Annotated in this window: 14 protein-coding genes; 8 read left to right on the forward strand and 6 right to left on the reverse strand. The window is 48.0% G+C overall.

The features are described from left to right. Positions 1–28: 28 nt before the first annotated feature. Positions 29–1,096, reverse strand: a complete 1,068-nt coding sequence (locus M0415_RS07950) for an alkene reductase (RefSeq protein WP_249554461.1) — start codon at positions 1,094–1,096, stop codon at positions 29–31. 128 nt (positions 1,097–1,224) lie between these two features. On the opposite strand from M0415_RS07950, the gene M0415_RS07955 reads away from it, so the two are divergent. Continuing rightward, positions 1,225–1,806: a TetR/AcrR family transcriptional regulator gene (locus tag M0415_RS07955; protein WP_249554459.1), complete on the forward strand. Its 582-nt coding sequence runs from the start codon at positions 1,225–1,227 to the stop codon at positions 1,804–1,806. A gap of 103 nt (positions 1,807–1,909) precedes the next feature. Here M0415_RS07955 and M0415_RS07960 read toward each other — a convergent pair whose 3' ends face one another. Both M0415_RS07960 and M0415_RS07965 read right to left on the reverse strand, forming a co-directional pair. Beyond that, on the reverse strand, positions 1,910–2,134 hold the full coding sequence (locus tag M0415_RS07960) for a TIGR02922 family protein (protein WP_011621944.1): 225 nt from the start codon (positions 2,132–2,134) through the stop codon (positions 1,910–1,912). A gap of 315 nt (positions 2,135–2,449) precedes the next feature. Beyond that, on the reverse strand, positions 2,450–4,021 hold the full coding sequence (locus tag M0415_RS07965) for a methyl-accepting chemotaxis protein (RefSeq protein WP_249554457.1): 1,572 nt from the start codon (positions 4,019–4,021) through the stop codon (positions 2,450–2,452). A 390-nt stretch (positions 4,022–4,411) separates the two neighbouring features. Between M0415_RS07965 and M0415_RS07970 the strand changes: the two genes are divergently transcribed. Then, positions 4,412–5,134 carry a YebC/PmpR family DNA-binding transcriptional regulator gene (locus M0415_RS07970; protein ID WP_011716250.1) on the forward strand — a complete coding sequence of 241 codons (723 nt, stop codon included), beginning with the start codon at positions 4,412–4,414 and terminating at the stop codon, positions 5,132–5,134. Between the two features lie 55 nt (positions 5,135–5,189). Here the strand turns inward: M0415_RS07970 and M0415_RS07975 are convergent, their stop codons facing one another. Beyond that, the gene (locus tag M0415_RS07975; RefSeq protein WP_249554455.1) at positions 5,190–5,735 is read right to left on the reverse strand and encodes a cysteine hydrolase family protein; all 546 of its coding nucleotides are present in this window, start codon (positions 5,733–5,735) and stop codon (positions 5,190–5,192) included. Positions 5,736–6,085: 350 nt separating this feature from the next. Between M0415_RS07975 and M0415_RS07980 the strand changes: the two genes are divergently transcribed. After that, complete coding sequence (locus M0415_RS07980; RefSeq protein WP_249554454.1) at positions 6,086–7,246, forward strand: sensor histidine kinase; 1,161 nt, start codon at positions 6,086–6,088, stop codon at positions 7,244–7,246. Positions 7,247–7,290: 44 nt separating this feature from the next. After that, positions 7,291–7,968, forward strand: a complete 678-nt coding sequence (locus M0415_RS07985) for a response regulator transcription factor (RefSeq protein ID WP_249554452.1) — start codon at positions 7,291–7,293, stop codon at positions 7,966–7,968. 137 nt (positions 7,969–8,105) lie between these two features. Here M0415_RS07985 and hpf read toward each other — a convergent pair whose 3' ends face one another. Then, positions 8,106–8,462, reverse strand: coding sequence for a ribosome hibernation-promoting factor, HPF/YfiA family (gene hpf, locus M0415_RS07990; protein ID WP_011716246.1), 357 nt, complete (start codon positions 8,460–8,462; stop codon positions 8,106–8,108). 231 nt (positions 8,463–8,693) lie between these two features. Beyond that, positions 8,694–10,262, reverse strand: coding sequence for a methyl-accepting chemotaxis protein (locus M0415_RS07995; protein ID WP_249554450.1), 1,569 nt, complete (start codon positions 10,260–10,262; stop codon positions 8,694–8,696). 423 nt (positions 10,263–10,685) lie between these two features. Here M0415_RS07995 and M0415_RS08000 point away from each other — a divergent pair, with 423 nt between their 5' ends. From M0415_RS08000 to M0415_RS08015, 4 genes are all read left to right on the forward strand, one after another. Beyond that, positions 10,686–11,054: a DUF3649 domain-containing protein gene (locus M0415_RS08000; protein WP_249554448.1), complete on the forward strand. Its 369-nt coding sequence runs from the start codon at positions 10,686–10,688 to the stop codon at positions 11,052–11,054. 1 nt (position 11,055) lies between these two features. Next, a complete protein-coding gene (locus tag M0415_RS08005; protein ID WP_249554446.1) occupies positions 11,056–12,738 on the forward strand; it encodes a PepSY-associated TM helix domain-containing protein in 1,683 nt (560 codons plus the stop codon). After that, on the forward strand, positions 12,735–13,085 hold the full coding sequence (locus tag M0415_RS08010) for a DUF3325 domain-containing protein (RefSeq protein WP_011621934.1): 351 nt from the start codon (positions 12,735–12,737) through the stop codon (positions 13,083–13,085). Before M0415_RS08005 ends, M0415_RS08010 begins: the two co-directional genes overlap by 4 nt. 99 nt (positions 13,086–13,184) lie before the next feature. After that, positions 13,185–13,622, forward strand: a complete 438-nt coding sequence (locus tag M0415_RS08015) for an OsmC family protein (RefSeq protein ID WP_249554444.1) — start codon at positions 13,185–13,187, stop codon at positions 13,620–13,622. Positions 13,623–13,652: the final 30 nt, after the last annotated feature.

Consider the following 13,652-nt stretch of genomic DNA (forward strand, 5'->3'; position numbering starts at 1 on the left):
CTTTCTTATCGGCAATTGCTGCTCTGAGTTACACCAAGCTTGCCAGCATTTCATCGCTATAGGTCACCAATTCATGACCTTGGCGCACTCTTGCCACATAATCTGGGTTGGCAATAAAGGGGCGACCAATCGCAATTAAATCAAACTTATCGGCGGCAATCGCTTCACTTGCCGATTGGGCGCTGTAACCACCGACACCCACTAAGGTTTTGCCATAGTTAGCACGCACATAGCTAGAAACACGGCCATCTAAGTAATCAAACTCCATGCTGTCGTCGAAGATACCGATATGCACAAAGGCCAGTTCACGTTTTTCAAGCTCAGGTAACAGGTAATCAAACACGGCGCGGTCACGGTTATCGGCAGCCATATTGAAATAGGCGCCGGGAGAAATTCGAAGACCGGTTCTGTCTTTACCAATACGCGCCGCAATCGCATCAACCACTTCTAAGGCAAAGCGTGACATATTGGCAGGTGTACCGCCGTATTCATCGGTACGACGGTTGCTGTCATGGTGTAAGAATGCATCGATTAAATATCCGTTTGCACCGTGGATCTCAACCCCGTCGAATCCGGCTTCAATCGCGTTTTCGGCCGCTTTAGCATAACCGCGGACTAAGCCCTGAATATCTTCAAGAGTTGCCGCTTTTGGAGTGACATAGGTCAGCTCGCGCATTCTGGGCACACTGCCCTCTACTTTTTCAGCCGAAGGCGCCAGTACATCGCCGCCACCGAAGAAATGTGGGTGCGCGACACGGCCAGTATGCCATAACTGCACAAAAATCTTGCCACCGTTGGCATGCACAGCATCGGTCACTTTACGCCAACCGGCGATCTGCGCTTGATTAAAAATGCCGGGCGTATTTGGGTAACCTTGACCATCAGGGCGAATGATCGTCGCTTCGGAGATAATCAATCCCGCTTCGGCGCGGCGAGCATAGTAAGCCACCATGTCATCGGTCGGCACTAAATCCGCATCGGCCATACAGCGCGTTAATGGCGCCATTAAAATACGGTTTTTTAAGGTAATAGTGTCATTAAGTTTGTAGGTATCGAATAAATTACCCACGGAATTCGCTGCATGTTCAATCGTCATTGGTGTTGCCCCATTCTTGAATGTGCATTCAAGATATTCTTATTTGAACGATCATTCAAGAACATTTTTGAATGTTTGTTCAAAATTAGTTAGAATCAGCCCAAGTATCCGTGAGAGGTGAGATTGCAATGCGAAACGCAGAGTTTGATAGGGCGCAGGTGCTCAGGGGGGCGATGGCCGCCTTTATGCACAAGGGATACACCAAAACCAGCATGCAGGATCTGACCCAAGCAACGGGGTTACATCCCGGCTCCATTTATTGTGCCTTTAGCAATAAGCGTGGATTGCTGATCGCCGCCATCGAGCAATATCAGCAGGATAGAAACGAGCAGTTCAAGCTTATCTTCTCCAATAGCCGGCCCGTGCTGGGGAATTTAAAGACCTACTTAGACAATATCGTGGTCGAATGTTTAAGTTGTGATAGCCAGCAAGCTTGTTTGCTCACAAAAGCCTTAAATGAAATTGCAGAGCAAGATGATGAAATCCAAAACATTATCAGTCAAAACCTCATGCTTTGGCAGAATGCGCTGATGGCACAATTTGAATTAGCAGCCTCCCAAGGGATGTTGCAAGGCGAGCTTAACAGTGAGCAGCGGGCGCAATACTTGATGATGGGCATTTATGGGTTAAGAACCTTTGCCCATACCCATCCGCAGGCGGAAATCCTGCAGCAATTGGCCGATAAATTGTTTGATGATGTCTGCAGATAAAAACGGCGTGCTTAGTTAGGCAGCCCCAAAAACGCAAAAGGACGATAAATCCACTTATCGTCCTTTAAGTTTCAAGTGTTGCCAGTGCTATTTTTCGTTTTTATTAACCTATATTAGCCTGCGCAAATACCCGCTCACCGAGTGAGTTCAATATTTTACACTCACCTTCAAGCACGGCGATGATGGATTTTCCCTTACGAAAACTCGCAGGTATCATCACACGACCGGAATCGCTCACAGGTAAACCTTCTAACACCGCGTTGTGCATAATTAACCCGACTGGCGCGTCATAATACAAAACGGTAACTGTCGCTTGTGTTGCTTGCATAACTTTTAACTCACATTAAGCAGAATCTACTGCTATCGATCAAAGTGGCAAGAGTCTCCCTTCATCTCTTATAACAACAAAACTCCAAGATGCATTTTACCTTTTAAAATCAAAAAACTATAAAAACATCATGCGACAAGCCTAAATACAACCCTTAGGAAAATCTTAGCGCCATGAATATCCAGTTATTTAAGCACTTCGGCAAATAGATGCCAAACTATTTCTATTCTGTTAAGCAAATACGCGCCAAAGATCACAACTAGTCAACATTTTATTCTGCGTCGTTATGCAACAAATTTAGAATAAACACACTAATTAAGATTTCGCCTTAAATCCGACCCTAAAACCGCCCCAATGTTTGCCATTGACATAAATCGGGACGGACAAATCATGCATCACTTCCCCGGTATCTCGCTTATAGGTTTGCAGCAGCACAGGCTCAGTATGGGCGCCGCAGCGTATTCCGGTCGGGTCGTTAAACAAACGCTTAGTGCGATTATGCACCATATCAATTTCCACCTTACCGGTTAAGGCTTGGCTAAAGCGCTTATTGTGGGTTGGGAAATAACCTTTTCTATCCACGGCGCCGGCATACACTATCTCACTGTGCTTGGCGAGGATTGGCTCTTGTATGGCAGGAAAATGTTGATCGGTATAGCGGTCAAAGGCCGTGCTGTACTTTTGTGGTTGGGTATTCGCAATTGGTTGATATTGTGGATTAAACAACTCAGTCTCGGTAAAACTACGATTCGCTAATCCCTGGGAGAGTTTTTCGCCACAGGCTTTAGCGGCTTCAATGGCGAGTAATAACACTTGTTGGTCAAAGGTATGGGTATCCCAATTCGCTAGGGCTCTGAAAATACCTTCGGTAGTTAAAGACAGAGTAAACGCCTGCTCCGAGAGTTTGTGGCTTTGCTTGCCTGTGACGTTAAGGGAGTCGCGGATCTGGCTCACCGAACCACTTATCTCATTGGTGGTGTGGTTATATTGTTTGAGTGAATCTTCCATCTCACCCAGAGCCCGCGCCGAATGGGTAACGGATGTCGAAATGTCGGTAAAGTGGCCATCGAGCGTCCCCATTGCCATCACCACATCGGCGGTTTGCGAGACTACCCGCTCCATCAGTCCCGAGGTTTTATCGGTTTCGGCACGGATCTCGAGCAGCATCTTGCCAATATCTTTGGTTGCGCCCGCCGTTTTGCCCGCAAGGCTGCGGACCTCATCGGCGACCACGGCAAAGCCACGCCCCTGCTCTCCCGCCCGAGCGGCCTCAATGGCGGCATTGAGGGCGAGTAAATTCGTTTGCTCGGCAACCGAGTTAATCACCTCGGTAATTTTTTGAATTTGTTCGGCTTTAGATTTTAGCGCTTGCACCTGCTGTGCGGCAGTATTGATGTCGCCACTGAGGGATTCAATCGCCGATACGCCTTTTTGTGCTTGGGTACGCCCCTGCACACTTAAACGCTCCGCCTCTTGAGTTTGCCCTAAAATATGCGTGGCATTGTCTCCTAACAGCGCCGTGGTATGGCTTAACTGTGACGCCGCCACCGCAATGGCACTGGCATGTTCGCCATTGGACTCGATGGATTTATTCAATAGGTCAATAAAATGCGACACCTCGGCCGAGCCAATCGCAATCTTACTGGTTTGCACGCTGATCTCATGCTCTGGCGAGTTAACTGATTTGAATGCCTTCGTCACTTGCTCAGATTTTGGCGTGTAATGGCTTACTAAGCGCTGCACTATCCACAGCACCCAAGCACAGACAATTCCCCCCAAGATCAGCGCCTGCGTGAAACCGGACAGTGCTATCGCGTTGAGAAGGAGGCTACTGAGTACGACTAAAACAAAGCTGAGCGCAATGGCGACTTTATGTTGTAATTCCATAATGTTTCTCACTGAATACACGCACTAGGGGAGTGAGAGAAGCGGACATTCACTGGCTATCCTTTGCCATTCGATTCGCAAAGCTTTGCGAAATAGGCAAGATCGAGAACGATATAGTGAGTCTATCCCTCTGACTAAATTGAACTATTCGCCCATAGGAAATATAAACTATCTTGCTATCATCAGCACTCTATCGCGCTTATGGCATTAGACCTTAGTATAGATATAACCGAATTGCCTATTTCCCCAAGCCAAAAGTGTCAGCAATAAATGCCATCTTAAAATGTGGTATCCATCGCTTTATCCGCAATAATTCCCGCGAGAGTGACTGCACAATCAGACTTAAAACTGCTAATATCGGCGCAATTTTTTTGAGCTAACGAGATCAAGATGGGCAGAGCATATCAAAACCGTAAAGAATCCATGGCGAAAACAGCTGGCCAGAAAACCCGCCTTTACTCGCGCTACGGTAAAGAAATTTACGTAGTCGCCAAGCAAGGTGGCGTTGAGCCAGACGGCAACTTATCACTTCGCCGTTTAATCGAACGCGCTAAGAAAGACCAAGTGCCAGCACACGTTATCGAACGTGCAATCGATAAAGCCAAAGGTGGCGGCGGTGAAGATTATGATACTGCGCGTTACGAAGGTTTCGGCCCAGGTAACTGCATGGTTATCGTGGACTGCTTAACCGACAACGTAAAACGTACCTTCACCGAAGTGCGTCAAGCCTTCGTGAAGAACGATGCTAAACTCGGCACCCCAGGCACTGTGGGTCACATGTTTGACCAGTCTGCCGTTTTCGTATTCCCAGGTGAAGACGAAGATGCCATCCTCGAGATCCTGATGATGGCCGATGCCGATGTAAACGACGTCGAAGTGGAAAACGGTATGATCAGCGTTATCGCGCCGCACACTGAGTTCTTCAAAGTGAAAACTGCACTGACCGATGCGATGCCAGACATCAACTTCGAAGTGGAAAACATCACCTTCGTACCACAAAACATGACCCCAGTGTCAGGCGAAGATGTTGCAACATTCGATAAGTTTATTGCCGCATTAGAAGACTGTGACGACGTACAAAACGTGTATCACAACGCAGACATTCAAGAATAAGTTGATTCTGATATCAAAAAACGCAGCCTAAGGGCTGCGTTTTTGTTTGTGGGCATTAACGAAATACGATATCCGCACTCTTAGATAAACGCACAAAGGCGCCTTGGAGCGTGGCATTGTGGTGAGCAATAATCGCCTCAGCCGAGAGCTGCGCCGTATCCATACAAGTGTGCGCATCGTCGGCTAACACCACCTGCCAGCCAAGTTCAGCCGCAATCCGGCAATTGGTATCGATACAATACTGGGTTTTCATCCCCACTATCACCAGCTCGCTGATCCCCTCATGGGTTAACGCCTCTGCAAATCCGGTTTGATAAAAACAACTTGGCTTAGTTTTATCAAAGATATTATCCAGCTGCGGATTAATCGCTAAGGATTCAATCAATTGCCAATTTGCCGTTCCGGCAGCAATGGGTGAACCTTCCGGCCCGGTATGGCGAACCGCCCAAATCGGTGCTCCTACCTCGCGGGCATTGGCAATTAACAGATTGATATTATTTAGCACCTGTTCCCGATTAAAGAGCGGCGCATCGGCGTAAAACAGTCCCTGCTGCATATCAATAATTAACAGCGCAGTTTTAGGCAAGCTCATGTTATCCATCACATTCTCCAGCATTATTGCCCAAAAGACGGAAAAAACAACCCCGCCACTTTGGGCGGGGTTGAGTAATCGATTCTTTTAAGCACAAATCGCTACGCACGCACCGCCGAAGCAGTTGTGGTCGTAGTGTGGGTGAAGTAAACGGCAAATTTGTGCATAAAGCCAAATTATGCCAGCAGCTTAAGAAGATCAAGCCAAGTTTGATGACAATTTAATGAAATAAATCAAATTGCTTATGAGGCCACTGACGCTGAAACTGTGTCATCTTTGCCACAGTGGTTTAGTGGTTTAGTGACTTATTGCATTCTTGCCTTAGAATGGGTGCAACATGAATAAAAGGAAACCAATCAGTGCAGGGAAATCGATTAATCAGAGCAGAAAATATGCTGATTGGCGCAGGCAGCCTCACCTGGGCGCTAGTTGCTTGGCTAGGGCTCAATCAGGATATGCAAGCAAAGCTCCCCACACTCGCGACCTTTAGCCATATCACCCTGTATTCCTTGTTTATCTTGCTCTTCTTATTATTAACGACACATGACTTTCCCCGAAAAAACCTCAATCTGAGCAGGCTGTTAAGTACCGCACTCATCGGCAGCGTCTTCGGATTGATGCTGTTGAGTCAACATCCATTGCTCCCCATTCTGCTGGTGATTTGGGCCTCGCTCTTGCCAGAATTTTTTAATCGCCGCGTCGCAATAGTACAGATCTTATTGGCCAATCTTGGTTATTACCTGATCCTGCACACCCAAACCTCAAACAGTGTGATGATTAATGTGCTTATTTATATGGGGTTTCAACTGTTTGCCTACAGCAGTAGCCAAGCGAGATTATCCGAGCGCGAGTCTCGCCGGATACAGGAACAACTTAACCAACAACTTATCGCCACCAGAGCCTTACTGAGTCAAACGAGCGAGCAGCAAGAAAGGTTGAGGATCTCACGGGATCTGCACGATATTCTCGGCCACCAGCTCACGGCATTATCATTACAACTTGAGCTCTTAAGTCATCAAGCGCCTACGGAACTCAAACCCACAGTCAATCAGAGTAAATCGCTTGCCAAGGAATTATTAGAGAGCATCCGCGCCGTGGTTCGGGCGCAGCGGGTGAATATTGGTCTCGATTTAACGCCGCCGCTCGATGCCATTGCAAGCCGTTTGCCCAATGTTAGCTTGCGGTACGAATCGTTAATGCCGCTCCAGTCGACTGAACTGGCACAAGCCTTATTGCTCGTGCTGCAGGAGGGGATCAGTAATGCAGTGCGCCATGGCCATGCCAATCAACTCACGCTGTCGATGCAAGAGGAGCTGGCGGAGCTTATCATTTGCCTTAAAGATAATGGCCAAGGAATTAGCCAAAGCCCCTCTCAGGGCGTTGGGCTAAGTAGCATGCAAGAAAGGTTATCCCCCTTTCACGGCAGTGCGCGTTTGCAAGCTAATCACGCAGGCGTAGATAATTCGCGTACTCAAGGCTGCTCGCTAATGATTCGTCTACCGCGCGGCAACGCATTGTAATGCGTCATGTAAACCGACACGCTTAATCAAGGAATGAATCCCCCATGGAATCTCAGCATAAAGTCACAACCTATGGTCAACCCACCGCTCGCCCAATCAGAGTAGGATTAGTGGAAGATCAGCAGCTTGTGCGTCAGGGTATCGCCAGCTTGATTGCCATCTCACAGCATATTGAGGTGAGCTGGCAGGCCGAGAATGGTCAAGAGGCGCTAAAACGGCTGCAAACCGATGCCGTAGATGTGCTTTTAAGCGATATACGCATGCCTGTGCTCGATGGTATCAGTCTGCTAAAACAGCTTCGCGCTGCACAAAACCCCATACCAGTCATTATGTTAACCACCTTTGATGACAGTGAACTGTTTTTAAATAGCCTGCAGGCGGGCGCGAATGGCTTCTTATTGAAAGATGTCTCTCTGGATAAATTACTTGAGGCCATCGAAACCGTGGCTCAGGGCGGACACTTGATTGAACCATCAGTGTTAGAACAGATGCAGCAATCCTCTGCAACAGCGCAAAGCGGCCAGACTCACGACTTATTATCCCAACGCGAGCGGGAGATCTTAGGTTTTATGGCGGGGGGATTTTCCAATAAAGAAATTGCCAATGCAGTGTTTTTGGCCGAAGGCACGGTCAAAAACCATGTATCCACCATATTGGCTAAACTCGATTGCCGTGACCGCACCCAAGCCGTGCTTAAGGGGTTGCAGCTCTCTTTGATTTAAGAAATGCGGCAAGTCTAAGGATTGGCTTATAAATGCCAGGCTCTAAATATTTTGCCTTAGCCATTTGGTTTAAGACAAATCGTAGCCAATAAAAAAGGGCCAATTGGCCCTTTTTTATTGCATCCTAAGGCTTAATCCTAGCGCAAATCCATCTCTTGGATAATTTCATGGGCGATAGGTGCCGTAGTGCAGGTTGGCTTTTCATGTAAGTCTGCCTTTAACTGACCCTTACGGTGTTTTAGTGCTGCATCCAGTTTTTTGGCTGCGGCGGCAATCGCGGGATACATGATTTCATCCGTACCCGATGCTGAGATGCGACTACCCTCGTAATTTGTTCGAATTTCAACCTGAAACTCGCCATGCTCCTTAGCAATAATGATATCGAGGCCGATGAGTGTGGGGAAATGAGTGGCGATTTTAGAAAACTTTTCGTTAACGTGTTCTTTTACAGAATCAGTAACATCGACATGGTGACCAGAAAGATTAATTTTCATAGGGTGTCCCTTTTAGTGTCTTTACTTTTTTTCGCTTCACTATTAGAGCTTGGGGCATGGCAAATAAAACACAAGCCCCCTCGGCAAATATTTCGAGCTAAACGGGTATTAGCAGTCGCTAAATGTGAGACTTATCAAAGAAATGACACGCGAAGGGAACTTAAAAAACAGCTAACTGGTTGATTTATAATCAGCAACAAAAAAATAAACCAACCAGTCAAATAACAAAGGTTAATACTTACGTTGTACGCTCTGCTGCCAAAATTGCTGTGACAGATGGTGGGTTTTAGTGGATAAGCGCGAAACCTGATCGCCCCTCGCCGCCGCATCCTGTGTCTGCTCTAAACTCTGCTGCGCCAAATCGCTGATCACATGGATGGCTCGGCTGATTTCCGCTGCCACCGATGCCTGCTGCGTCATGGCTGCGGCATTGTCATCACTTAAGGAGTTGATGCGCGCGATAGAAGATAACAACTCGCCAAAGGCAATGCTGGCATCCTGCGCCAAGGACACAGAGCGCTTGACCTGTTCCTGTCCGGCCGTCATGGTTGAGGTTGCTTTTTGTGTGCTGTCTTTAAAGCGGCTTACAATCAGCTCAATTTGTGAGGTCGACTGGCTGGTTCGGCTAGATAACTGCCGGACTTCATCGGCAACGACCGCAAAACCGCGACCGCTTTCCCCTGCCCGCGCCGCTTCAATCGCGGCATTCAGCGCTAACAAATTGGTTTGATCGGCAATCGCGCGGATCACTTCTAGCACTTGATGAATCGCTTGGCTGTCCTGCTCAATCGTTTGCACCACATCGGAGAAATGGCTCACCTGCACACTCAGCTGATGTATCGCCTCGATAACGGTTTCAAGCCGTGAATGACCGCGCTGCGCCGCCTCATGGCTAGAAACCATCTCGGATGCGGTGCGATGGGTATTATCCGTTACCTCCGCAAAGCTGGCGCTCATTTGCTCCATCGCCGTTGCCGCCTGTGTGGTTTGCGCGCTCTGGCTATCGGCATGTTCCCACGTATTGGTGATGGTTTGTTTCAGATTCACGCTCTGCTCTTGGATCTCACTGGCAGAATCCGCCATTCGGCCCACTACGCCGCCAATTTCAGTGATCAAAAAACGCAGCGCCAGATCTAGCTTACCGATTTCATCTTGTCTGCCGGTGTAAACCCCCATAGCAACGGGATCATCGATAATATTGCTGGCCACCTGCACTAATGCCTGAAAGGGTTGCATGAGCATGTACCACAGACCCAAAGCAAGCAGTCCACCAGCAAGGGCGGCTAAAATGGGCGAATACGTTGCCAAGTAGGCGGTTAGAGCGATGGTAAACAACATCGCCATGAGTATTTTTCCGCGAAATCCTAAGCGGTCTTTTTTCAGCGCCTTGGGCTGTTGTCCTTGATTGATCCCTTGATAGATTTCCTCGGCCGCCTTGATTTGTTCTGGCGTTGCTTGGCGGCGAACGGATTGATATTCATGAATTTTGCCATTTTCGTACACTGGGGCGACGTAGGCATTCACCCAGTAATAGCCACCGTTTTTTGTTCTATTTTTGACAATCCCCATCCAAGGTTTGCCGCTTCTTATCCGTTCCCAAAGCATTTTAAAGGCGGCTGATGGCATATCGCCATGGCGCACTATGTTATGCGGGCTCCCCTGCAATTCAGCAACGCTATATTCACTTATCTGCGAAAAAGTCTGATTAACATACTTAATATTTCCTTTCAGATCGGTCGTCGAGAGGAGAATAGCGTTTTCGGATAGGTGTTTTTCACCATTTTTTGAATGTGTTTGCATAGGGCGCACTAACGGATTCCATGTGAAAGTTGCGCCGCATTTTGCCAAAAGCACAGAACGCCTGCTTTGATTAAGCTCACAGTGACAGCATAAAAATTAACCAAATTCTAAACAAGCAAGATCAATCACATCAATAAAACCAAACATTTGTGACAAATTGCACATTATGAAATGTTTGCCGCTTAAACGACTCCTACCTGATGTTTACGCTGTCACAAATTCGTTAGGGATCTCACAGATAAACGCAAATGATATTGTTTATCATTTAAATAAACTAGGTTATACTCCAAGCCGAGTAGCGACTCTCCTTTGCTCATGCACCCAAGTGGACTGGGTTAGGCATAAGAATAATCAATGGAGTGGTATGCATGATATGGCACATCGCCATAACGGTTTTAATATTGACTGAAATAAGCAGCACTTATGTCTCATATCCCAGTTTCCAATACACCAACATCGGCAGCCTCAGCTTCCGCTGTGACGAGTTATTTTCACGCCGTCATTCGCTGGATTAAGCAAGACCAGACCCAATTTGGTTTGCAGGTGTTTGTGCGCGCCAGCGCCGCTTTATTAGCGGGTTATATCGCTGCGGCAACACTAGCATGTATGTTGACCCAAGTCCTGCCAATGTCTCGATTTGAAAGCACCTTAACCGCCAATATGCTGGCCTTTTTGTTTTATGCCATCGCCATCATTTACGCCTTCTGTGTGCGTAAAACCTGGCATGCATGGCGTGACTTAAGCCTATTTAGCCTCCTGTGTTTTGCTCTGCTTAAGGTGTGTGGACAGTAAGATGAAAGAAACTTTTTTTAGAACCCTCTCCTGGCTGCACACTTGGGCAGGTTTGCTCGTGTGCTGGGTATTACTGCTGATCTTTTTTGCTGGTAGCCTGAGTTATTTCCGCCATGAAATGAGCCTATGGGCCGAGCCAGAGCTCCACCGCGGCGCCTTTCAAGACTATCAAACGAATCAAGTAGCGAGTCAGCTTGACCAAGGCCAAGACTATATTGAAGCGCATTCCGCTGCGACAACCCAACGCTGGTTAATCAATTTCCCAACCGATAGAAGCCCCATGCTGAGCTTTGCGTGGCAACTGCCGCCTGAAAAGGGTCAACGCCGAGGCAAAATCGAGCAGCATGTCACCAAGACCGATGGCAGTGGCATGATCACCGATGTCCGCGATAGCCGCGGCGGTGACTTCTTCTACCGTTTACATTTCGACCTGCACTACATGCCAGCCATTACGGCGCGCTACATTGTGGGTGTCTGCACTATGTTTATGTTGATTGCCCTTATCAGCGGCATCGTTATCCATAAGCGTATCTTTAAAGACTTGTTTAGCTTTCGTCAGAACAAGGGCGCTCGCTCTTGGTTAGATGCCCATAATGTCAGCTCTGTGATTGCCCTGCCCTACCATTTAATGATCACCTATACTGGCCTCATCACCTTAATGCTGATCTATATCCCATGGACGGTAAGCACGGCTTATCCTGAGGATAATCAAGCCTTTTTAAAAGAACTCAATCCGGCGAGACAAACAGAAAAAGCTTCGGGCATTCAGGCAGAGCAAGTGCGCTTAAGCCAACTGCTGCCGCAAGTTCAAGCTGAATGGGGCGATGCACCTATCAAGCAGGTGATTGTTTCCTATCCGAAAGATCAAAATAGCCAAGTGACCTTCTACCAAAATACCGGTAAAGACGTCACCGATGAATCAACACTCTTAGTGTTTAACGGTGTCACGGGTGAACTCAAGTACGCCAGCCCCCATGAGATGTCGGCAACCGTCGTGACCTACGACACTATGATGTCACTGCACACCGCGCGTTTTGCCGCGCCACTGCTGCGTATTTTGTTCTTCTTCTGCGGCTTACTCGGCTGCGCCATGGTCGCAACGGGCACCTTAATGTGGGCGATTCGTCTGCGCCAGAAACAGCAAAAGGCAATCGATAAAGGCGAGAAAGCAAGCCGTGGCCTGCGCTTAGTCGAAGGATTAAACTTCATGTTTATCTTAGGCTTGCCCTTGGGCGCGGCGGCATTTTTCTATGCAAACCGCCTATTACCAACGGATTTTGCCGCCCGATCAGCCTGGGAAGTACACAGTTTCTTTATCGCCTTAGGAGTGATGGGCGTATGGGCATTTTTCGGTCGAAGCCGACGCCATTGGCAATTCGCCTTGATGCTTATCGGAGCGCTTTATTGCGCACTGCCGCTGTTAAATGCGGCCACGTCTCCGAGCCACTTAATTGATAATATCCGCAGCCAACAATGGGCACTGGTTGGGTTTGATGTGCTCGCGCTGTTACTGGGTTGTGCCATGCTTTTTGCGAGCACTCGACTCTCGGCCGTGGTGAAAACATTGCAAAAGCCGAGTCGAAAAAATACCACAACCGTTGAAAAAGTCAGGAGAAAACAACCTGAACCGAGTTATGCTAACGAACTTGCCTCGTCGTCTCCCTTGGAGGAAGCAAAATCATGATGCCAGAATTTATCCCAGTGCTCGGCATTCTCGGGCTCAGTTATCTCTCCCTTGCGCTGTTTGCGTTAGCCAAGTTTGGCCATTTTAAGGATGTGTTTAAGCGCCCACCATCACAGTGGCAGAGCCGTCTGTTAACCCTGTTTGCTTGGCTGTTATTAATCATCAGCCTAAGCACCTGCGCCCAGGGACAAGGTTGGGCCTATGGCAGCATTTTATTTATGGGGATCATCTCGCTGGCGGCGATGTTAGTGATTTTGACCCTAAGCTACAGCCCGCGCCATCTTCCCATCGGCATAGTCACCGGCAGTGTATTGACTTGCAGCTTACTGTTAACGGGTGGGATCTAAGTCGTTTCAAAGGCGGCGCACTAAACTGTGCGCCCCATGCTGGAGAAGTCTTTTTAGCTAAGCTATAGTGCCCTGATGTCCTGCTATGAGGAGAAAAACATGGGCTTTAACTTAACGGTGAATTGGCAAACCTCTCCAGCCGAAGAAGGCGAATTCTGCCGTGACCACAGCATTACGTTTGGCAGCGGTCAAACGATTCAGGCATCTTCTGCCCCCGAGTACAAGGGCAATGAACACTTGGTTAATCCAGAGGAAAGCCTGCTTGCGGCGTTGTCCTCCTGTCATATGTTGACCTTCCTCGCCATCGCTCATCTTAAACGTCTCCCTGTCGCCTCCTATGTCGACGAGGCTTCGGCTGAGCTAGGGAAAAACGAGGCTGGCAAGCTTGCGGTCACAAAAATGGTCTTAAATCCTAAGGTAGTGTTTGCCGAAGGTGTCGAGGTTTCTTCTGAGACTCTTGAGAAAATTCACGAAAAAGCACACGCAAACTGCTTTATCGCCAATACGTTAGCGACAGACATTCAAATTAAGTTTTAACGATTTAGGGCAAGTTTATCGCGATAAACT

It is taken from the genome of Shewanella sp. 10B (genome assembly GCF_023475885.1).
Lineage (GTDB): Bacteria > Pseudomonadota > Gammaproteobacteria > Enterobacterales > Shewanellaceae > Shewanella > Shewanella mangrovisoli.